The sequence below is a fragment of the Bacteroides caecimuris genome, from assembly GCF_001688725.2.
Lineage (GTDB): Bacteria > Bacteroidota > Bacteroidia > Bacteroidales > Bacteroidaceae > Bacteroides > Bacteroides caecimuris.
In genome coordinates, this window is record NZ_CP015401.2 from 2,236,815 (window position 1) to 2,257,966 (window position 21,152).

The 21,152-nt window shown below is 38.4% G+C and carries 19 protein-coding genes, 2 pseudogenes and 1 riboswitch; of the genes and pseudogenes, 7 read left to right on the forward strand and 14 right to left on the reverse strand.

The genetic code is table 11. The features are described 5' to 3' along the window. Positions 1–106: 106 nt before the first annotated feature. From A4V03_RS21310 to A4V03_RS09725, 14 genes and pseudogenes are all read right to left on the reverse strand, one after another. Positions 107–301, reverse strand: a pseudogene (locus A4V03_RS21310) (6-bladed beta-propeller); the annotation flags it as partial. A 268-nt stretch (positions 302–569) separates the two neighbouring features. Continuing rightward, complete coding sequence (locus A4V03_RS09665) at positions 570–1,622, reverse strand: BF3164 family lipoprotein (protein WP_071807662.1); 1,053 nt, start codon at positions 1,620–1,622, stop codon at positions 570–572. A gap of 167 nt (positions 1,623–1,789) precedes the next feature. Then, entirely contained in the window at positions 1,790–2,659 is an 870-nt protein-coding gene (locus A4V03_RS09670; protein WP_065538729.1) for a DUF1573 domain-containing protein, read from the reverse strand. 125 nt (positions 2,660–2,784) lie between these two features. Beyond that, the gene (locus A4V03_RS09675; RefSeq protein WP_065538730.1) at positions 2,785–3,804 is read right to left on the reverse strand and encodes a 6-bladed beta-propeller; all 1,020 of its coding nucleotides are present in this window, start codon (positions 3,802–3,804) and stop codon (positions 2,785–2,787) included. Between the two features lie 58 nt (positions 3,805–3,862). After that, positions 3,863–4,915, reverse strand: a complete 1,053-nt coding sequence (locus tag A4V03_RS09680) for a BF3164 family lipoprotein (RefSeq protein ID WP_024988738.1) — start codon at positions 4,913–4,915, stop codon at positions 3,863–3,865. A 179-nt stretch (positions 4,916–5,094) separates the two neighbouring features. After that, positions 5,095–5,976 (reverse strand): DUF1573 domain-containing protein, encoded by an 882-nt coding sequence (locus A4V03_RS09685; RefSeq protein ID WP_065538732.1) that lies wholly within the window; start codon positions 5,974–5,976, stop codon positions 5,095–5,097. Positions 5,977–5,979: 3 nt separating this feature from the next. Next, a complete protein-coding gene (locus tag A4V03_RS09690) occupies positions 5,980–7,023 on the reverse strand; it encodes a BF3164 family lipoprotein (protein ID WP_065538733.1) in 1,044 nt (347 codons plus the stop codon). A 100-nt stretch (positions 7,024–7,123) separates the two neighbouring features. Then, on the reverse strand, positions 7,124–7,360 hold the full coding sequence (locus A4V03_RS09695) for an NVEALA domain-containing protein (protein WP_065538734.1): 237 nt from the start codon (positions 7,358–7,360) through the stop codon (positions 7,124–7,126). Positions 7,361–7,570: 210 nt separating this feature from the next. After that, positions 7,571–8,659 carry a BF3164 family lipoprotein gene (locus tag A4V03_RS09700; RefSeq protein WP_065538735.1) on the reverse strand — a complete coding sequence of 363 codons (1,089 nt, stop codon included), beginning with the start codon at positions 8,657–8,659 and terminating at the stop codon, positions 7,571–7,573. Then, positions 8,628–8,858: an NVEALA domain-containing protein gene (locus tag A4V03_RS09705; protein WP_065538736.1), complete on the reverse strand. Its 231-nt coding sequence runs from the start codon at positions 8,856–8,858 to the stop codon at positions 8,628–8,630. Before A4V03_RS09705 ends, A4V03_RS09700 begins: the two co-directional genes overlap by 32 nt. A 176-nt stretch (positions 8,859–9,034) precedes the next feature. Then, positions 9,035–10,093: a winged helix-turn-helix domain-containing protein gene (locus A4V03_RS09710; RefSeq protein WP_084081134.1), complete on the reverse strand. Its 1,059-nt coding sequence runs from the start codon at positions 10,091–10,093 to the stop codon at positions 9,035–9,037. A gap of 205 nt (positions 10,094–10,298) precedes the next feature. Then, positions 10,299–11,222, reverse strand: a complete 924-nt coding sequence (locus A4V03_RS09715) for an Rpn family recombination-promoting nuclease/putative transposase (RefSeq protein ID WP_065538737.1) — start codon at positions 11,220–11,222, stop codon at positions 10,299–10,301. A gap of 366 nt (positions 11,223–11,588) precedes the next feature. Continuing rightward, positions 11,589–12,278, reverse strand: a complete 690-nt coding sequence (locus A4V03_RS09720; protein ID WP_065538738.1) for a hypothetical protein — start codon at positions 12,276–12,278, stop codon at positions 11,589–11,591. Between the two features lie 20 nt (positions 12,279–12,298). Continuing rightward, positions 12,299–14,677: an ATP-dependent helicase gene (locus A4V03_RS09725; RefSeq protein WP_065538739.1), complete on the reverse strand. Its 2,379-nt coding sequence runs from the start codon at positions 14,675–14,677 to the stop codon at positions 12,299–12,301. A gap of 145 nt (positions 14,678–14,822) precedes the next feature. Between A4V03_RS09725 and A4V03_RS09730 the strand changes: the two are divergent. The 7 genes and pseudogenes from A4V03_RS09730 to thiH all read left to right on the forward strand — a co-directional run. Beyond that, a pseudogene (locus A4V03_RS09730) lies at positions 14,823–15,257 on the forward strand (RHS repeat protein); the annotation flags it as partial. Between the two features lie 274 nt (positions 15,258–15,531). Continuing rightward, on the forward strand, positions 15,532–16,149 hold the full coding sequence (locus A4V03_RS09735) for a superoxide dismutase (protein WP_065538740.1): 618 nt from the start codon (positions 15,532–15,534) through the stop codon (positions 16,147–16,149). A 159-nt stretch (positions 16,150–16,308) separates the two neighbouring features. Beyond that, a riboswitch (TPP riboswitch) is annotated at positions 16,309–16,402 on the forward strand. Between the two features lie 60 nt (positions 16,403–16,462). Beyond that, positions 16,463–16,663 (forward strand): sulfur carrier protein ThiS, encoded by a 201-nt coding sequence (gene thiS, locus A4V03_RS09740; protein ID WP_065538741.1) that lies wholly within the window; start codon positions 16,463–16,465, stop codon positions 16,661–16,663. A gap of 4 nt (positions 16,664–16,667) precedes the next feature. Then, entirely contained in the window at positions 16,668–17,333 is a 666-nt protein-coding gene (locus A4V03_RS09745; RefSeq protein ID WP_065538742.1) for a thiamine phosphate synthase, read from the forward strand. Positions 17,334–17,454: 121 nt separating this feature from the next. Continuing rightward, positions 17,455–18,228, forward strand: coding sequence for a thiazole synthase (locus tag A4V03_RS09750; protein WP_065538743.1), 774 nt, complete (start codon positions 17,455–17,457; stop codon positions 18,226–18,228). Positions 18,229–18,240: 12 nt separating this feature from the next. Further along, positions 18,241–19,938 (forward strand): phosphomethylpyrimidine synthase ThiC, encoded by a 1,698-nt coding sequence (gene thiC / locus A4V03_RS09755; protein WP_065538744.1) that lies wholly within the window; start codon positions 18,241–18,243, stop codon positions 19,936–19,938. An 87-nt stretch (positions 19,939–20,025) separates the two neighbouring features. After that, entirely contained in the window at positions 20,026–21,150 is a 1,125-nt protein-coding gene (gene thiH / locus A4V03_RS09760) for a 2-iminoacetate synthase ThiH (RefSeq protein ID WP_065538745.1), read from the forward strand. Positions 21,151–21,152 lie beyond the last annotated feature (2 nt).

Sequence of the window (21,152 nt, forward strand, 5' to 3'; positions counted from 1 at the left end):
CCTTCTGCATTCCATTCATTAACAAAACTGGTTATTCTATCTTGTTCTGACTCTTTACCAGACAATAACAATATAGCAATAAATATCAAACTAACTAAACGTGTCATTATTTCAAATAGTATTTCAATATTACAGGATTATCATCTTCTTTTAATGCCTCCATTTTATGAATTTCTTCAGATGACATAAGATTGCGATCTACAACTTTACTAACAAAATCCGGCTGACAAATAGAGAGCAAAACATTATCTACTATACCAAAGCAAGGATACATGATAAAAGGTTCTCCTTCTTTACATAAATAACCTTGTTGGTTCTATAAAATAAAGACGAATCATTCGTTTCGAGAGGAACAAGTTCTATTTTCTCCAAGAAAGACGAAGCATCCCGTATAGTCTCATGTACATCAACCGGTATTATTTCGATTTCTTCCGATAGTTTTTTATGACTATCAGAACAAGCGCAAGCAACGATTAATAAAATTATTACACTTATTTTTCTCATTATACTTATTCTTTAATATTAGAGATTGTATTGTCTTACATGAGTCGTATGTACTTCCACTGAATCTATTCCCACTGTGGCAATGGAAAATGCACAAGAACCGGATCTAAATCACAGACAATAGCATACATTGTTTTCCCATCTTTTGCCACACATATTTGTTTCAACATCTTATCGCTTTTTATCATCGCAATTTTATCACCATTCCAATTATACACATATATCATATCACCTGAAAATGACGCCAAAGCATTCTGACGGAATTTTTTTCCGGAATACAATAGGTACACATAATCTTCCGAGCATGTAGCCCACAAATAAACGAGTGGTGAATCTCTCGAGGCACCCGAATAATCTGTCGGATTATTTCTATACTCATAGTCCGGATAAGTAACAATAGTTTCCTTTCGCAAATGTAGAGAATCGTTTTCTAATTGATAGAAAGACAGCATATCCGCTGACATAAGATAAGCAACGAATTTCGTTCTTGAAGGAGAGGACGCTATACCAAACATATAAGCCTGCGAACGAACAATACCGGAAACAGTCTTTTCATCCTTATCCCTATAAGGCCATTCCCCAAGCGTACTATGCACCTGTCCATTGGAATCCAACACACAATACCTGTATTTTTCATAAATACCAGGAGCTATAAACTTCCCGTTAGCCATAGGATGAACTTCAAGTGGCAATCCACTGTCTATGCGAAAAGCAGGAGTAAACCGCACAGTGCCTGCGGTTGTTGAATTTGTATAATAAAACTTTTTTCTATTTATATCGTAAAATGAAAACGAACTTTCATTATGTGATTCTAAAGAAGAAAGTACAGTAAATTCAGATGGACCTTGCCCACGCATAGCAGCCTTTCCTAAATATTTTCCGGATTTTACATCAAAAAAAAGCAACATGGAATCAGACTTAGCATCCATAACCGCTAAAATTGAGTCTGATAATGCCATCTCTCTTGGGCTTCCTATTATATAATTATCCTCACAAATAATAGGTTGGCAGATGATATTCTCCACCCGAATAGTCTCCTGGTTACTTGAGCGACAAGATAATAGAAGAAGTATCAATATTCCCCCTAATAGTGGCATTTTATTCTTTGTATCTATCATATCTATATCAATTTTTAAGCTAACGGTTCATCATCAATTCGGTAAGGTAACAAGTATTCACAAAATGTTTCGAATGAAATGCTATCCTCCTATCATTTGCCATCCTAGCCAGACAAGTAGCACCAAAACGATAACCCAAATGCTTCATCAAACTTCTTGTTATTTACTCATTTCGCGGTTCCACTAATTTTCAAATGAAATGGAGAATCTTCTGCATTACAATACACGGTAATCGTTTTATTGAAATGTTCAGGTCGTTCTGCCTTATATTTCACCTTCACTTTCAAATTTCCACTTGGTTGAATAGGTTCTTTAGAATATTCCACTGTAGTACAGCCACAAGAAGTATAAATTTCTTCTACAACAAACGGATTATCACCTGAATTAGTAAATGAAAATTCAACTAGTTGCTCTTGCTTCCAATCAAAAATCCCCATATTCAATTGGGAGGTAGATAAAACAGCCGTTGTAAGTAATTTATCATCAACCTTTGCTGAATGACTCTTTCCTGTAATAATAGCTAGATAAAGCTCTCTTATCTTGGGATTATGAACGGGATTGCCAATAGCAACCACTTTATTTTTTTTATTCAATAAAAATGTCTGAAACATCATTTCAGTTGGAATATGATTTAATATATTCAACGAATCTTGTTCATCTATACAAACTGGATATTTAAAACGGTCAGTTACTAAGATGTTAGATATTTCTGTTTTATTTTTAGGAAAAAAGAAGAATAGAAATTGAACTGAATTAGAAGCCAATGAATCAACTTGCGACATAAAGCTTTTCCATGCAGGTAAACGCAATTTACAACTCGTACAACCTACTGAATCAACATAAACTACAACTTTATATTGACTCTGGCTTGAAACAGAATAGTCTACAGAATCCTTCCCGTTAATGGTAAAATAAAGTTCTGAAGGAAATATTAATTCTTTAGAGTTCCAATTTTGCAATACATTTAGGGCATGTTCTCGTTTATTATCTTTACATGACACTAAAAATAATAGTAAGATGGCAATTATATATTTCATATTCTTAAAGAAACCATTAAAATTATTTTTTCAACAACACCGAAGTTTCAGGAAATTCACCAAGGAACTTATACCAATCAGGTTCATATTTTATTTACGATTTAAAGATAATAATCAAAACGCTACTAAATAAGACCACTTAAATCCAAATAAGCAAATTGCATATCATCATCTAAACTCATTATGATTCGGTTATTCTTTTCATCATAACAAAAATTTAATATTTGACATTTAGTTTCTATAGTCTGAATGTAATTACCATTCATATCAAAAACTAAAAATTTAGTCGGACGATCTACTTTCATTCCACCAGAGCCACTATTATAAAAAGTCTCCTTACCTGAATAAAGCGCAACTATTTTATCTTTACAATAGGCTACTCCACCATAAAAACTAACTCTATTTGTTGATTTATCCCATTCCGGACCGTATATATTGTATCTTAAATTTCCGTTGAGATCACAAATCGTCATTAAATCATGATACAAATAGCATTCTACATAGCATCCACCCTTTATTGATAAATCAAAATCAACACGTTTCTTCTTTATATCAGGATGTTCATAAAGCATATTATCCATTTCTCCGGTTTTCATATTCCATTTAGTTATATTTTCATTATAACCTGAATTTCCTGTTGGTTTTATTATTAAAGCAAGATATAAAGAATCATTTATAGATTTATATTTATTAGGAAATGATCTTTCTGCCATTTTCGCTTTTACGGTTGGCTTATACAATGAATCTGAAAGAATACAATCTATATCATAAGCAAATATCTTTTGTTTACCATGATCCGATATACAAAATATGTGACTCATTCCATCTGTTCCAATATATCCCATATTAGTTATTTCATCAGGACCTTCACCTCTACTCAGTACACTTGTCAAATAGCTAAAATCATTCTTATTAAATATATGAATCAAATTATCTTGTGATTTAACATCACCTATTATTAAATACTCACCGACTATACATAATGGGCTTATTGGACCTATTAAAACATCATTAATTGCAATTTCTTTCACTCTATCTTGAACATCCAAAATATTTGCACGTTTATTTTGATATACTTCAGTCTTTGAATTTTGTGCACAACTCCAACAAACAGTTAGAAGCAAAATGTATAAAATTTCCCTCATAATATAACCTTTGGATTAATATTTATAAATTTCATTGCCCTCTTCGACATTAATTTAGCTATTCCCACTGTGGCAATGGAAATTGCACAAGAACCGGATCTAAATCGTAAGCAATAGCATACATTGTTTTTCCGTCTTCTGCCAAACATATTTTCCCTAACATTTTATCACTCTTGAGCATTGCTATTTTATTACCATTCCATGTATACACATATATCACATTTCCCGAAAATGAAGCCAAAGCATCTTGACGAAAGTTTTTTCCAGAATATAGTACATATACATAGTTTTCCGAACAAGTAGCACATAAATAATTTATTGGTGAATCCTTAGAAGCCCCTGAATAAACTGTCGGACTATTTCTATACTCATAGTCTGGATAAGTGAGAATAGTCTCTTTTAGCAAATGCACCGAATCGTTTTCTAATTGGTAGAAAGACAGTATATCCGCAGACAAAAGAGAAGCGATAAATTTCGTTTTAGAAGGAGAAGGCGCTATACCAAACATATAAGCCTGTGAACGAACAATGCCAGACACTTTCTTTTCATCCTCATCCCTGTAAGGCCATTCTCCAAATGTATTATGTACCTGCCCACTTGAATCCAGCACACAATACCTATATTCTTCATAAATACCAGGAGCTATAAACTTTCCGTTAGCCATAGGATGAACCTCAAGTGGCAATCCACTATCAACACGAAAAGCGGGGATAAATTGCACACCATCACCCATTACTGAATTAGTATAATAAAACGTTTTTTTATTAATATCGTAAAATGAAAAAGAACCTCCACCGTGCGATTCTAAAGAAGAAAGTACAGTAAATTCAGAAGGTCCTTGCCCACGTATACCAGCCTTTCCTAAATATTTTCCAGATTTTACATTAAAAAAAAGCAACATGGAATCAGACTTAGCATCCATAACCGTTAAAATTGAGTCTGATAATGCCATCTCTCTAGGACCTCCTATTATATAATTATCCTCACAAATAATAGGTTGGCAGATGATATTCTCCACCCGAATAGTTTCCTGGTTACTTGAACGACAAGATAATAGAAGAAATATCAATATTCCCCCTAATAGTGGCATTTTATTCTTTGTATCTAGCATATCTATATCAATTTTTAAGCTAACGGTTCATCATCAATTCGGTAGGGTAACAAGTATTCACAAAATGTTTCGAATGAAATGCTATCCTGCCTATCATTTGCCATCCTAGCCAAACAAGCAGTACCAAAACTATAAGTTGGATATATCCCAAATGCTTCATCAAACTTCTTGTTAATTACTCATTTCGCGTTTCCACTAATTTTCAAATGAAATGGAGAATCTTCTGCATTACAATACACAGTTATAGTCTTATTAAAATATTCAGGACGCTCCGCCATATAGTTCACTTTCAGAATTAAATTCTTCTCCGGTTGCACTGGCACTTTTGAATATTCTACAGTTGTACAGCCACAAGAAGTTATTACATTATCCACTACTAATAATTCCTGTCCAATATTAGTTAGAATAAATTCACAAGATTTTTGTTTTTTCCAATCAAACGCTCCCAAATCTATACACCATTTATCTATCATAACTTTTGTTTGCTTCTTATCTTCTGCCTCAGAAATCTTTTGCTTATCAAAAATTATATTCATATATAATTCTTTTATTTTAGGATTATGCATTGGATTACCTATAGCCAAAACCTTATTATGTTCATCTAACAAAAATGTGTGTAACATTGCATTGGCAGGAAAGTGATTCAATTTATTTAGAGAGTTATTCTTATCAATACAAACCGGAACATTAAAATTTTGTCTTTGCAACAACAATAATAAATCCGTTTCATCTTTAGGATGCACAAAAAATAAGAAAGAGACTTTGTTATCAGATATAGAATCTATTTGTTTCATCCATTCCTTCCATTGCGGTAATCTCAAATTACACCCCACACACCCTATAGAATCAGTATAAACTAAAATCTTGTATCCACTCTTAGGTATTGAATTATAAATAGAATCTTTACCTAATCGTGTAAAAACATAGCCACTATCAAATTTTATTTCGCTATTCGTCCATTCTTTAACCACATTAGCTATTTCAACATTTACTTTCTTTTGGCATGAATGAAAGCTCATTAATGCAGCAAATATGTTTATATATAATATAACTTTCAGCATATTTTATAAATCAAGATTATTGATAGAGAAAAAATAAACAGCAGGATCTAAATTCTCCGCTAATCCCAAACAATAAAGTTTCCCATCTTCTTTTCTGTAAGTTATAGATCTAAGCTGTCTATCTACATTCAAAATTTTCACAGGATTACCTTCCCAATCAAAAACCAGTATTTTCTTACAGAAAAATATATCATCTCCTTTTTTAACCGCATCTTCTATTTTATTCTCATTATAAAGAGCATAAATATACTTCCCATCTGATGTAACCGAAGAAACACTAAGCTTTGTATTTAAGGCTAAAACACCAGAATTTCGTTCAGACGACTTACTATAAACAGGTAAATTAACAACAGAAGATTTCACTAAATAGATGTTATTTGGATTTGAGTAGTTATAAATTTCCATTATATCACCATATACAGAAAACCACGCTAATTTTTTATTTTCAAATGAAACCAAAGAGGGTCCCTGCAAAGATTGTGATAAAACTTGCGGTAAAATATCATCAACTTTCGGCATTTCTCCTAAAGAAACAAAATTGTCATCATGTTTGACGACAAAACGAGCAGAATCCCCAACTATCATATAAAAAGCAAGATTATCATCATAAGCCAAAGAACTAACATTATAAGATGATGGTAAAGAGTCTTTTTCTATTGTTTCCGACAAATCATTAATAGAAAACAAAAAGATAGATTGGGACATCACATCATGTGCATAAAAACTATTATCATTATTCAATTGTCCTAAAGTCTGTATATTAATAGCTTCATTTACTCCTTGACCTTTTCGTAAAAATCGTTTAAAGGCATGGGTCTTAAAATTATAAGAAGATAACAAATAAGGTAACTTAGGCTCAGAAAAAATCAAATAATCACCTGCTGAAATAAAAATATCCGGTGACATTAATGAATCTATTATTACATTATTAAAGGGTAATAAAGTTATATCTTCTTTTTTTTCAAAAAGCTCTAAAAAAGTTATTTCTTTTGTGTTCTTACAAGAAAAAAAACTTAACAGCAATATGATTATAAATAGATTTTTCATACAAGTTTATTTATTTCATTCTTTACTTAAATCCCGATTATAAGGGAATTAGCCTATATAAACAAAGCAACTTCATATCAACTAATTCCCTTCATTTTAACTACTTATTCCAAGTACATTCCACGTAAGGAGCCTTTACATCATCCTTACAACTGCCCCAAAGAGCAGCGCAACACTTTATAGTTACGCCACCTTCTCCGCTATTAGCCAAAGCTTCAATATTACTTAAAGCCAAGTCCGACAACTTTACATTATTATTCTGTGAAGTATATATATTATATCCCGCAACAGCAGCAATAGCAACAACGGCAATAATGCCCATTACTTTCTTTTTCATTTTGTAGTTTTTTAAATTGTACTTTTCGTTTTTCTTCTGTATCTATCATTTCAACAGAATAGCAATAGTTTGCTACATTAATTTTTTATTCTTATGTTTGTATCTAAATAACCTCCTTTCTTTTTAGGGGTTAAGGAGCAGATGATATGTAAGCAAATCCGCCAAGATGAACAAACGCATCATTCTGCTCCTTTAATCATGTTAATTCTCTCATACGCTACCAAAACAAAACTTTAGTATTGGCTGATCGCTATTTACATCTGTCGCCATTATCGTTTTAGTAGCTTCATCTACCCAAATACCATATATATAATGATCGAGCACATACTTATACAGCGGTTCTCCTTTCAAGCTAAATACATAAATGTACTTTCCGCCGTCAGGAAGTTTTCCACTTTGCCTTGCTATCTCTTTAAAGGGCGTCCCATGAAACACCGCATAAATGGCACTATCCGTTACTTGAACATCACTGAATCCCATGATGCCTGTTGGTATACCATATCCATCGGATACTTTGAATTCAGGTTCGTCATGCTCACCGATACGAACAACATGAGTACTGTCTTTCAAGTTATAAACTTCAACCACCTCTCCCAGTTGAGTGACAGCAGCTAAAACGCCATTATGGGGATTATAATCTAAAAAGCTACGCCATGCCTGCGCTAATGCCGGACGGGCTTCTTGCAAAACTTTCTCATTCGCTGTAGGTATAGCGCCTATCTTCTCTATAAGTTTACCTTCGCAACTAACCTTTAAGAAACGACTCTCACCTGAATAGTCAGGAATGACAAATGTCGTATCATTATATATGGCAAAATCAAGCGGTCGAAGTATATCTTCATCCAATGTTACCGTTTCCTCACGAAGCAGTGAATCACCGGATGAAGAAAAATCTAACCTAGTTAATTCGCTTTTGTTGGCATCTAAAGTCCATAATTCATGGTTATACAAACGGAAGTTCTCCATTGACAACATTTCCGTTGGAGAATCGCCTCGCCTGCCAAAAGAGGATAGATACTGGAAACTTGGGTATTGAAATAAGTGCCCATAATAATCGGAACCATGTAAATCCATCACAATGGCTTTATCTCCTTCTATCCGTATCCGAAAAGGATAGCGGAACAAGGCTGTATCAAGCTCTATTACTTCTCCTTCCAGTTCTTTCTCTTGTGGAAATCTGGAATAAGGTAATACATTACCTACATATTCCTTATGTTTATGGTCACAAGAGATAAACAAGAAAAAAGAAAGAAACAGGAGACTTACATTATTTTTCAAGACTATATCCCCCAGCAACATATTTAACTTTAGTATGGACTACCGGACAATCTACAGATCCTGTTCCAAAACAATGATATACATTTAAACCTTCATCCGCCGCTAAAGCCTCTATATTATAATTAAGCAATGTATTGAATGTAATATTGTGATTAGTTGAACGTTTTGCTGTCAAATATACCACAGTACATAAAAATAAGAAGAATACCAGTTTTTTCATATTACTTTGTTGTTATAAGATTAATAATTGGGAGCAAAGATAGAAAACTGATAAAAAGAAACTATAAAATGTACCTGACCATTTCTGACCTGATAGAAAATATTATCTGAAAAAAATAACAATCATCTAAAAAGTGCCATTTCATCGAGATTTAAAGCTATTGAGAAAATTATATATTATAGAACCAATTGATACCCATCTACACATTTTTTTATATCAATAGAAGAATCCAATTCTTTTATGTTAGAACGTAAACGTGCTACCGCTTTATGAATCCGATCGGGAGTAGCACTTCCATCAGACCATAAACTCTCCCTTATATCACTATTCTTTAAAACATATCCTGTTTCTTCCATTCTTAGAAAAAGTTCTAATAACTTACTAGGCTGTGGCTGCAAAATCTTTTGTTGACCATTAAACTCTATCAAGTTCTGATCTGCATGGAATATAAAACCTTCATATAGCTTATAAGAACGTATAGAAGAACTATCTTTCATTTCTTTTATTATTTTCACAACAGGCTGTTTTATAACTCCTTTATCTCTTACGAAAATTATTTTACATTGTACAAACAAAATCAATTTGTAAATCATATACATATAGACTATGTATAGTAATAAACCTAAAATGATTTCCATGTATATTATATTCCATACGGAATAATAAAGATAAGCCATTACTTCTATTTCACAGGCATAGCCTATAGAAATAGTAAATAGCAAATTTGAGCACTTGCGCCATTCACTATAAGATGTAGATGCCGATGTTACATCACCAAACCTGTCTACAACGGAAACACATAATGCTGTCCCCATTGAGATACCCACTTTATTTAAATACTTTTTCCAAATAAGATTCAATGAATCCGGCTGAATGGGGTGTTCCATAAAAGCAACGCTATGAAGCAAACGAACATTAGTATCCGTAGTTGTATTATTGTAATGTTTTTCTTTATCCAACTTAAGCTTATACATACCTATGGAATCTACAATAGTTACTGAATCCGGTAATTCTGCATTTTTCATATTTGCCGTATTTGGAAGAGTAAATACCAAAGGACCTTCCACATTCCGACTTTTCACTTCCTGTTCAACCGCCTCAATCAAAGTAGCTCTTGCCTTCTGTTTAAGAATAGATAGCTTATACTCATAGGTATACTTACAAGTAAAGAAAAATACAACTCCACCGATGCAGGCAGCAATAAACAACAAAATAACATTATAAGTTCTCATCATGTTTCATTTTAGTTCCTTTTCAACCACAAAGGTAACATTATTTAATTAATTCACGAATAAGCCGTAACAATATCTATAGTGCGAGAAACAATATTCTCGCAGTTTCAGCAGAGTATCCTATTTTATGAATAAAAAAACGCTCCCAGCACAAATGGAAGCGTTGTCTTTATCATTTTAAAATTCACATTTTTCGGGGGCAATCCTTCTACAAACTTTTTATTTCTTCAATGGATAGTCCTGTAACTTGCGAAATGGTATCAAGTGGAATATTCAAAGATTTCATATTATGTACCATTTCTCTTTTTTCTTCCATACGACCTTCCATAAGTCCCTCGGCACGGCCCTCAGCACGACCTTCTGCACGACCTTCCGCACGTTCGGTATATATATTGTCACGTAGAATTACTATATTATCCAAATGACGATAATAAGCACTTAATTCTTCTTTAGTCATCTTATCCAGTTTCAGGCGTTGACGAGCCTCATCCAACCCCGGCGCTGTCGCACCATCAGGTATATCACCTGTATTCATATAATAAATCCATTCTTCCAACGGACTCTGGGCCACTTGATTGAAATCATTGACCTTCAGAATATAATATTCGGGATAAAGCTGACTGACACTATCTACTTTGAATGTCTGTTTCTGGAAAGGAGTTAATTCCAAAACATCTCCCTGATGGATTCCGCGGAATTCAGTTTTTCCATGATATACGATATCCTTTCCACTCCCTAAAGAGAAATATACAATATTGACACTATATACTTTCCTTACTTTGTCATACCCTTCCCCGCGGTTTATGTATTCGGTCACCAATTTAGAAGTGCCGAATAACATACGTTGGAAATACGCATACTCATTATTGTTTTGAACTTCAATTAAAATGAGTTCACCCTTTGAGTTTTCCGCAAGCATATCCACCCGATTATACTTGTCAAACTCGTCCTCTTGATTGCTCTCACTTTCCAACAGTTTCTGAATGACTATCTTTTCATTTAGAAGAGTGGTAAGAAAACCCTCGAGAACTGCAAAATTGGCTTTATTACGCAACAAGCGTTTCATTGCCCAATCGAAACGAATATAATTACTTGCCATAAGTTCGTCTCCTTTACCGTTTTCTTTTTTCATGCTGACAAAGGTAAGCAGAATAATGTTTGATTTCAAATAAAGTGCTCCATTTTTATGTATGGTCGTGTTTTAATATGAAAGTAACTTCTCCAACCAAGCTTTCACCTCCTCAGCAGTAGGATGAGTAGCCAATTCCAATAAAAAAGAAAAACAATATCCTATCAATAATAAGAATGTAATGTACTATCAATAATAACTATCGACAACAAAAAAACACATGTAATTCCTATATGGAGATGGCTATTAAAATGGTGACGCTATCCCACCAACATAGTGACGGTATGTGCTCAGGATAGCGTCACTATCCCAGGCACATACCGTCACTATATTTATGCCAGATATTTTCGGACTATTTTCCCCTTAAAATCAACGTTGCGTAGGCAAAGTAAACTCCTGAGAATCGCAAATCATTCCATTCTCGTCCGCCACTGCTACACGGAAAGTCACTTCACCGTCTTTCAGCTTCTCGCCCGCATGAATCGAGGCAGTGTAACGGATGCCTTCGCCCGGAAGGATTTCCTCTATCATCACCGAAGGAGAGATGCCGAGATGTTTCACCTTTCCGACCGTTTCTACGACAGGAACCACATTATATACAGGCTTCCGGCCTTCGTTCATAATTTCAAAGATTATCTTACTGTTCTCCCCTGCATCAATCACATGACTGCGGTTATCATCAATAAAACGAATCCTGCACAATTTCAGTTGGGCAAGCGGTCGCTGAATCTGCTGCGGCTGCTTCTTGTATTTCTGAGCACGGACTTCACGCACCTCAGGAACATAAGCGTCATCTTCTATCGGGGCTTGTTTGGGTGCAGTCAACACGCCTCCGATAGCTGCTCCGGCAATAGTTCCTACAATATTTCCGATGGCAGAACCACGGTAACCGCCGCGCCAGCCACGATTATTATCTCCGATAAGCCCGCCTATCGAACTTCCCAGACTACCACCGATAGAAGCACCTGCCACGATAGCTCCCGGATTCCCCATACGCCCGGACGCACATCCGCTCAAAATCAAAGCGGAAAGCAAAATTACTGTTAGTTGTTTCTTCATGAGCCTCTCTATTTTTTATCTTATTCTATCACCTTAAAACGGGCGAAACGCAATAATAGTTGCTTGTCACCCGCATTTTTAAAATGAATGGTAGCTTTTGCGTTATCTCCCGTTCCTTCTACTTTCATCACTTCTCCCAATCCGAAGCGTTCGTGCTCTATCATTTGTCCGGCTTGCACTCCTGCCGCCAACGCAGAACCGGAAGACGATGCCTGAGCTCCCCCACTGCTGCCTACCGCACTTACCTTCTTCAAGTTTCTCGGCACACTGGGAGCTATTATCTGCGCCTTCGGTCGTTCACGCTGTTCAGACGAAGATGTACTTCCGAAAGGTGCACGCGATGGAGAAGCAGAACGGGTAAATCCGCCTTCTATCTCTCTGCGGAAGCGTCCCGCACCTTCATCAACCAAACGGCTGACTCCTGCTTCGTGCGGCATCCGTAAATAGTCAATATCAATATCCCGCAAGAAACGGCTGGGACTTCCAAACTCCATCTTTCCATAACGGAAACGGGTTTTGGCAAACGACAGATAACAATGTTCTTCCGCACGGGTAATGGCTACATAGAACAAGCGGCGTTCCTCTTCCAACGCACGTGGCGAATCTCCTACCATGCCGCTAGGAAACAAGTTTTCTTCCATACCAACCACAAACACGTTCTTAAATTCCAATCCCTTGGCGGAATGGACAGTCATCAAAGTGATCTTCTCCCCATCATCTGCCTTATCGGAATCTTGGTCGGTAAGTAACGAAATCTCCGAAAGGAAATCGGTTAGGAATATATTCGGATTGCCTTCTTCCTGCCGTAAAGCGCAGAAATCATTCATACCGTTTACCAACTCTTCTATATTTTCCTTGCGGCTCAGATTCTCAGGAGAAGTGTCCTGGCAGACATCATTGATAATGCCGGATTGACGGATAATATCCGTTCCAATCTCGTATGCGTTCTTATCTGCCTGGTCGGTAATAAAGCCTTCTATCAACTCACGGAAACCTTGAAGTTTCGTATGTGTCCCTTTGTTGATATTCAAGCCATAGCTCAACGGCTCGCAAAGCGTTGCCCACAGGCTGACTCCATTATCAGTGGCTGCCGATATTATTTTGCCGACGGTAGTATCTCCAATGCCACGGGCAGGATAATTGATGATACGCTTGAACGCTTCTTCGTCATTCGGATTCACCACCAGACGAAAATAAGCAATAACGTCTTTTATCTCCTTTCGTTGGTAGAACGAAAGTCCGCCGTAAATCTTATAAGGCATCGTCCGCTTCCGAAGAGCTTCTTCAAAAATACGGCTTTGCGCATTCGTACGATACAGGATAGCGAAATCCGCATAGCCGTAGGAATGTTCGCGGCGCAGTTCGGCTATCTTATTCGCCACAATATCACCCTCTTCCACATCGCTGTATGCCTGGAACACACCGATAGCTTCTCCTTTCTCTTTCTTGGAGAATACGGCTTTCCGTATCTGACGCTCATTCTTCTCAATCAGGCTGTTGGCAGCACAGACAATGGTCTGTGTGGAGCGGTAATTCTGCTCCAGTTTGAAGACTTTCGTATCAGGATAGATTTTCGTAAAATAAAGGATATTGTCAATATCCGCTCCACGGAAAGAATAGATGCTTTGTGCATCATCCCCTACGACACAGATTCGTTGGTTCTCCTTAGTCAATTGCAAGATAATACTATGTTGAGCATAGTTGGTATCTTGATATTCATCTACCAACACATAATGAAATTTGTTCTGATAACATTTTAAAACATTTGGAAAATCACGAAACAAAATATAAGTATACATCAGCAAATCGTCAAAATCCATAGCTCCCGCTTGACGGCATCTTTCCCAATAACGGGTATAAATATCACGAATAGCTGGCATTCTGGCTGCTATATCGCCTTCATAGGCTTCTTTATTGGTGGCGTAACCTGTAGGAGTGACCAAATGATTCTTGGCATTGGAGATACGGGATTGCACAACTCCCGGTTTATAGGTTTTCTCGTCCAACCCCATTTCTTTAATAATGGAACGAAGCAAACTTTTACTATCAGCCGCATCATAAATAGTAAACTGGGAAGTAAATCCTATATATTGCGCTTCGCAACGAAGGATGCGGGCAAAGACAGAGTGAAAAGTACCCATCCATATATAACTTGACCACGGAAGACCGATGTCTCGATTAACACGTTTCACTATCTCGCGTGCAGCTTTATTAGTAAATGTCAGTGCAAGTATATTATGCGCATCATACCCTTTCTCTTTTATAAGATAATCAATTTTATAAGTCAATACACGTGTTTTCCCTGAGCCCGCACCGGCTATCACCAGCGAAGGGCCATCAATATAAGTCACAGCTTCATACTGACTTTCATTCAGTTCATCTTTATATTTGGTATTCATAACAGCATTATAAAAACAATGAGTTTTTTAACAAACTCTTGGCGTTCAATTTTGTTCTCAATACAAAAGTATAACATTCATGCGAGAATGAAGGTATTTTTACGATTTTTCATCACTAACTATTTTAACCTAATCCCCAAAAGCAATGAAAAGGAGTATCTTTTTATCAATTATTTTGAGTTTGTTTCTGGTTGCCTGCATTCCACAGGCAATGGCACAAAAGCAGAGCCGCTTGGAAAAGCTGCTAAGGTATCTGAACGATAATGACGCCGACAAATGGCAGAAAAACCGCGATAAGATAGATGACGAGACACAAACCTATTATAGCGAAGAACTGGCATTGTTGGACGTTCTCTATGAATTGTGGCACGAACAAAGTGAACAAGCCGCCACCAACTATTTCGGCTGCTATGAAAGAGCCGCAAAAGCTTATTTTCCGAATATCTGCGAAGAAGAGAAAATACAGCTTTCCAACGTACAAGATAAAGCGGAACAAGCTGTTATATCCATCTTGGAAGCATCGAAAGAGCAAATTCCCTTTAGCAAGACATTGATGGACAGCATCCAGTCAAACGGTTATCTGTCGCAGATTGTTTACCAACGGATTTTGGGTAATAACCAAAAAACGTCCGGATGCCTGACTTGCTTGTATGATAAATACGGGAACCGGATTGACAGCAATTCTTATTATGAATATGACAATACGGGGCAATGGATCTCCCGGACCAGCCGGGATAACCCAAAAGAAATGGAACGTATACAGTACCTTTACAAATAAAGTAAGATACTGTGAACATTTTGCAGAAAACTTCTGTTATTACTAATATAACAAGCCAATTAAAACTTGTAACATTATGAATAGTATATTAATGTCTTTAATTATGATGACCATGACTTACGAAATGCCTAAACTTCCTTACGCAAACAATGCGTTGGAACCTGTAATCAGTCAGCAAACAATAGATTTCCATTATGGAAAGCATCTACAAACGTATGTAAATAATCTGAATAGCCTCGTGCCCGGAACAGAATATGAAGGTAAAACGGTAGAAGAAATCGTTGCAACCGCACCGGACGGAGCTATATTCAATAACGCCGGACAAGTATTGAATCACAATTTGTACTTCCTGCAATTTGCCCCGAAACCCTCAAAGAAGGAACCGTCAGGCAAACTAGGAGAAGCCATCAAACGTGACTTCGGTAGCTTTGAAAATTTCAAGAAAGAATTCAACGCAGCAGCAGTCGGATTGTTCGGTTCAGGATGGGTCTGGTTATCCGTTGGGAAAGACGGTAAACTGAAAATCACTAGAGAAGCCAACGGCAGCAATCCGGTACGTGCCGGTTTAAAGCCGCTTCTCGGATTTGACGTTTGGGAACACTCCTATTATCTGGATTATCAGAACCGCCGCGCCGACCACGTAAATGTCCTGTGGGATATCATCGACTGGGATGTGGTTGAAAAAAGAATGTAAACGGATTTACTAGCAAAATTATACTTATAAAAAAAGGTCGTTGTGTTTTTCACAGCGACCTTTTCTCATCCCATCAAAAAAACAGGAACTAACAGAAAAATGAAAAAAAAATCGACCGATTTAGTGTTTTTCTGTTTCTTTTTCGCTTACTTTGCTCCCGTAAAGACAAAGGGGTGCCCCATGAGGGGCTGAGATTATACCCTAGGAACCTGAGGCAGTTAATACTGACGTAGGGATTGTGTTTCTTCTTATCGCCTTTCTATTTAAGCATGCTCTTTGTATTTACTTTCAACTTATTTATTCTGATAGGACAATGAAAGTACAAGTGAACAACAAAGAGGTGGAAATGTCTCCTGACTCTACCCTTACGCAACTGACAGCACAGCTCGAACTTCCGGTTCAAGGCATTGCTATCGCCGTAAACAACAAAATGATTCCCCGTACCGAATGGGAGCGTTTCATTCTACATGAGAACGATAACCTGGTGATTATCAAAGCTGCTTGCGGAGGATAAGGAGATGATTAGTCTACAATTTATCACGCATCAGACCGAACAGTATTCGTACCTCGAATCGGCACGTATGGCACTCGAAGGCGGATGCAAATGGATCCAGCTACGTATGAAAGACGCTCCTCTCGAAGAAGTGGAAGCAGTAGCCCTGCAACTGAAGCCGCTTTGCAAAGAGCACGAAGCAATCCTGATTCTGGATGATCACGTCGAACTGGCCAAAAAGCTGGAAGTGGACGGTGTGCATCTAGGCAAAAAGGATATGCCTATCAACCAGGCCCGTCAAATACTTGGTGAAGCCTTTATTATCGGCGGCACTGCAAACACTTTCGAAGATGTCGTACAGCACTATCGTGCCGGAGCCGATTATCTCGGCATTGGTCCTTTCCGGTTTACTACCACTAAAAAGAATCTAAGCCCCGTACTGGGTTTGGAGGGCTATTCTTCTATTCTTTCACAGATGAAGGAAGCGAATATCGAAATCCCCGTTGTAGCTATCGGAGGAATTACTTTTGAGGATATTCCTGCCATACTTCATACAGGAGTAAATGGAATAGCCCTGTCAGGAACTATTCTCGGAGCAGATAACCCGGTAGAAGAAACACGTAGAATCATTGATTCACCACAGAGGACACGGAGGACACAGAGTTTCTCGTTCTTTCCTAAAACAGAATGATAAACACGTATACTCTGTGCAACTCCATAACGAATAAGAAATTATCAGACCTCTGTGTCCTCTGCGTCCTCTGTGGTGAACTCATAAATCAGCATTTAAATAATCAACTAAAATATATAGAATGGAAAAGTTAGTAATTGCGGGACGCGAATTTAACTCCCGTCTTTTCCTGGGAACAGGAAAATTCAATTCCAATGAAGTAATGGAACAAGCTATTCTGGCTTCGGATACGGAAATGGTAACTGTCGCCATGAAACGAATCGACATGGATAACAAAGAGGACGACATGCTGAAACATATCATTCATCCGAATATTCAGTTATTGCCCAACACCTCCGGTGTACGTAACGCGGAAGAGGCTGTTTTCGCCGCGCAACTGGCTCGCGAAGCTTTTGGAACAAACTGGCTGAAACTGGAAATTCATCCGGACCCGCGCTATCTGCTCCCCGACTCTATCGAAACACTGAAAGCTACGGAAGAACTAGTAAAACAGGGCTTTATCGTGTTACCTTATTGCCAGGCTGACCCTGTACTCTGCAAACGCCTGGAAGAAGCAGGCGCAGCTACCGTTATGCCACTCGGTGCACCTATCGGTACGAACAAAGGATTGCAGACAAAAGAATTCCTGCAAATCATTATCGAACAAGCAGGTATCCCGGTGGTAGTGGATGCCGGTATCGGTGCGCCAAGCCATGCTGCCGAAGCAATGGAACTGGGAGCTTCCGCTGTATTAGTGAATACTGCAATAGCTGTTGCCGGAAATCCGGTAGAAATGGCTAAAGCATTCAAAACAGCTACAGAAGCCGGAAGACAGGCTTACGAAGCAGGATTAGGATTACAAGCCATCGACTTTGTAGCAGAAGCAAGTTCACCTCTTACGGCTTTTCTTGATTAAAACAAATAAACTATGGAACAAAAAATAAAATTCCCCCGCTCGCAGAAAGTCTATTTACCCGGTAAACTTTATCCTAATATCCGCGTTGCCATGCGGAAAGTGGAGCAAGTGCCCAGTGTCAGCTTTGAAGGCGAAGAAAAGATAGCAACACCGAATCCGGAAATATATGTATATGATACCAGCGGACCGTTCAGTGATGCAGAAATGAACATTGACCTCAAAAAAGGACTGCCCCGCATGCGTGAAGAATGGATCGTGAGTCGTGGTGACGTGGAACAGTTGCCTGAAATTACTTCGGAATACGGACAAATGAGAAGAGATGATAAAAGTCTCGATCACTTACGTTTCGAACACATCGCCCTGCCCTACCGTGCTAAAAAAGGAGAAACAATCACCCAAATGGCGTATGCCAAAAGAGGAATTATCACTCCTGAAATGGAATACGTAGCGATCCGCGAAAACATGAATTGTGAGGAACTGGGAATTAAAACTCACATTACCCCCGAATTTGTTCGTCAGGAGATTGCGGAGGGACGTGCTGTACTACCGGCCAACATCAACCACCCGGAAGCTGAACCGATGATTATCGGACGTAACTTCCTTGTAAAAATCAATACGAACATCGGAAATTCGGCTACTACCTCCAGCATTGATGAAGAAGTGGAGAAAGCACTGTGGAGCTGCAAATGGGGTGGAGACACGTTGATGGATCTTTCCACAGGAGAAAACATCCATGAAACACGTGAATGGATTATCCGTAATTGTCCCGTACCAGTAGGCACTGTTCCTATTTATCAGGCACTTGAAAAAGTGAATGGCATAGTGGAAGACCTCACCTGGGAAATCTACCGGGACACATTGATTGAACAATGCGAACAAGGGGTCGATTACTTTACCATCCATGCAGGGATTCGCCGTCATAATGTCCATCTTGCCGATAATCGCTTGTGCGGCATTGTCAGCCGTGGAGGAAGTATTATGAGTAAATGGTGCCTCGTACACGATCAGGAAAGTTTCTTATACGATCATTTTGATGATATCTGTGATATTCTGGCACAATATGACGTAGCCGTGTCATTAGGTGACGGACTTCGCCCGGGTTCTATCTACGACGCAAACGATGAAGCGCAGTTTGCCGAACTCGATACCATGGGAGAACTGGTGCTCCGTGCCTGGGATAAGAATGTTCAGGCATTTATTGAAGGTCCCGGACACGTTCCGATGCATAAAATTAAAGAGAACATGGAACGTCAGATTGAAAAATGCCATGACGCCCCTTTCTATACGCTCGGCCCGTTGGTGACAGATATTGCTCCCGGATACGACCATATCACTTCTGCTATCGGTGCCGCACAAATCGGATGGTTGGGTACGGCTATGCTTTGTTATGTCACCCCGAAAGAACACCTTGCCTTACCTGATAAAGAAGACGTACGCGTAGGAGTTATTACCTACAAGATAGCCGCTCATGCCGCTGACCTGGCAAAAGGACACCCGGGTGCACAGGTACGCGACAACGCATTGAGTAAAGCTCGCTATGAGTTCCGCTGGAAAGACCAGTTCGACCTGTCTCTCGATCCGGAACGGGCGCAGACCTATTTCCGTGCAGGACACCATATCGATGGAGAATATTGTACGATGTGCGGACCTAATTTCTGTGCAATGAGATTGTCACGCGATTTAAAGAAAAGCACTAAAAGCAATAAATAATGAGTGGGGAGAAACAAAACGTCGGGCCACTGACCTACCCCTCTCCCCTCATTTTAATTTTCAATTTTTAATTTATAATTGAATAAAATGTTCTCAGACGAATTAGAAAAAATATCCTGGGAAGAGACGACAAAAGCCATCTATTCCAAAACAGATGCTGACGTACGCCGTGCGTTGGGTAAAAAAGAGCATCTGAATGTCAACGACTTTATGGCGCTGATTTCACCTGCCGCCACTCCTTATCTGGAAGTGATGGCACGCCTTAGTCAGAAATATACAATGGAACGGTTCGGTAAGACAATCTCTATGTTTGTACCGCTCTACCTGACTAATTCATGTACCAATTCCTGTGTCTATTGCGGTTTTCACATCAGCAATCCGATGAAGAGAACGATATTGACGGAGGAAGAGATTGTCAATGAATACAAAGCCATCAAACGGTTGGCTCCTTTTGAGAATCTACTGCTTGTAACCGGTGAAAACCCTGCCGCAGCAGGTGTTCCATACATTGCCCGGGCGTTGGATTTGGCAAAGCCTTACTTCAGCAACCTGCAAATTGAAGTAATGCCTCTTAAAACGGAAGAATACAAGGAACTAACCAATCATGGCCTGAACGGAGTGATCTGTTTTCAAGAGACTTACCATAAAGCAAATTACAAAACGTATCATCCGAGAGGCATGAAGTCAAAATTCGAATGGCGTGTAAACGGCTTCGACCGCATGGGACAGGCAGGTGTACACAAGATTGGTATGGGGGTCCTGATCGGCCTGGAGGAATGGCGAACCGACGTAACGATGATGGCTTATCATCTGCGTTATTTACAGAAGCATTACTGGAAAACGAAATATAGCGTAAACTTCCCGCGTATGCGCCCGTCTGAAAACGGCGGATTCCAGCCGAATGTAGTCATGAATGACCGGGAACTCGCCCAACTTACATTCGCCATGCGAATCTTCGACCATGATGTAGATATCTCTTATTCTACCCGTGAGAGCGCAGAAACCCGAAACCACATGGCAACACTTGGCGTAACCACAATGAGTGCGGAAAGTAAAACTGAACCGGGAGGATATTTCAGTTATCCTCAAACCCTGGAACAATTTCACGTAAGTGATGAGCGAAAGGCGGTTGAAGTGGAACGTGATTTGAAAAAACTGGGTCGTGAACCCGTCTGGAAAGATTGGGATCAGTCTTTTGATTTTAAAAGATAAAC

Bases quoted from the DNA above. Each gene is read 5' to 3' on its own strand.
- A4V03_RS09735 (WP_065538740.1), top strand. From the start codon at position 15,532: ATGAATAGTATATTAATGTCTTTAATTATGATGACCATGACTTACGAA.
- thiC (WP_065538744.1), top strand. From the start codon at position 18,241: ATGGAACAAAAAATAAAATTCCCCCGCTCGCAGAAAGTCTATTTACCC.
- A4V03_RS09685 (WP_065538732.1), bottom strand. From the start codon at position 5,976: ATGCTGAAAGTTATATTATATATAAACATATTTGCTGCATTAATGAGC.
- thiH (WP_065538745.1), top strand. From the start codon at position 20,026: ATGTTCTCAGACGAATTAGAAAAAATATCCTGGGAAGAGACGACAAAA.
- A4V03_RS09665 (WP_071807662.1), bottom strand. From the start codon at position 1,622: ATGATAGATACAAAGAATAAAATGCCACTATTAGGGGGAATATTGATA.
- A4V03_RS09690 (WP_065538733.1), bottom strand. From the start codon at position 7,023: ATGAAAAATCTATTTATAATCATATTGCTGTTAAGTTTTTTTTCTTGT.
- thiS (WP_065538741.1), top strand. From the start codon at position 16,463: ATGAAAGTACAAGTGAACAACAAAGAGGTGGAAATGTCTCCTGACTCT.
- A4V03_RS09695 (WP_065538734.1), bottom strand. From the start codon at position 7,360: ATGAAAAAGAAAGTAATGGGCATTATTGCCGTTGTTGCTATTGCTGCT.
- A4V03_RS09705 (WP_065538736.1), bottom strand. From the start codon at position 8,858: ATGAAAAAACTGGTATTCTTCTTATTTTTATGTACTGTGGTATATTTG.
- A4V03_RS09710 (WP_084081134.1), bottom strand. From the start codon at position 10,093: ATGATGAGAACTTATAATGTTATTTTGTTGTTTATTGCTGCCTGCATC.
- A4V03_RS09745 (WP_065538742.1), top strand. From the start codon at position 16,668: ATGATTAGTCTACAATTTATCACGCATCAGACCGAACAGTATTCGTAC.
- A4V03_RS09750 (WP_065538743.1), top strand. From the start codon at position 17,455: ATGGAAAAGTTAGTAATTGCGGGACGCGAATTTAACTCCCGTCTTTTC.
- A4V03_RS09715 (WP_065538737.1), bottom strand. From the start codon at position 11,222: ATGAAAAAAGAAAACGGTAAAGGAGACGAACTTATGGCAAGTAATTAT.
- A4V03_RS09725 (WP_065538739.1), bottom strand. From the start codon at position 14,677: ATGAATACCAAATATAAAGATGAACTGAATGAAAGTCAGTATGAAGCT.
- A4V03_RS09670 (WP_065538729.1), bottom strand. From the start codon at position 2,659: ATGAAATATATAATTGCCATCTTACTATTATTTTTAGTGTCATGTAAA.
- A4V03_RS09700 (WP_065538735.1), bottom strand. From the start codon at position 8,659: ATGTTGCTGGGGGATATAGTCTTGAAAAATAATGTAAGTCTCCTGTTT.
- A4V03_RS09680 (WP_024988738.1), bottom strand. From the start codon at position 4,915: ATGCTAGATACAAAGAATAAAATGCCACTATTAGGGGGAATATTGATA.
- A4V03_RS09720 (WP_065538738.1), bottom strand. From the start codon at position 12,278: ATGAAGAAACAACTAACAGTAATTTTGCTTTCCGCTTTGATTTTGAGC.
- A4V03_RS09675 (WP_065538730.1), bottom strand. From the start codon at position 3,804: ATGAGGGAAATTTTATACATTTTGCTTCTAACTGTTTGTTGGAGTTGT.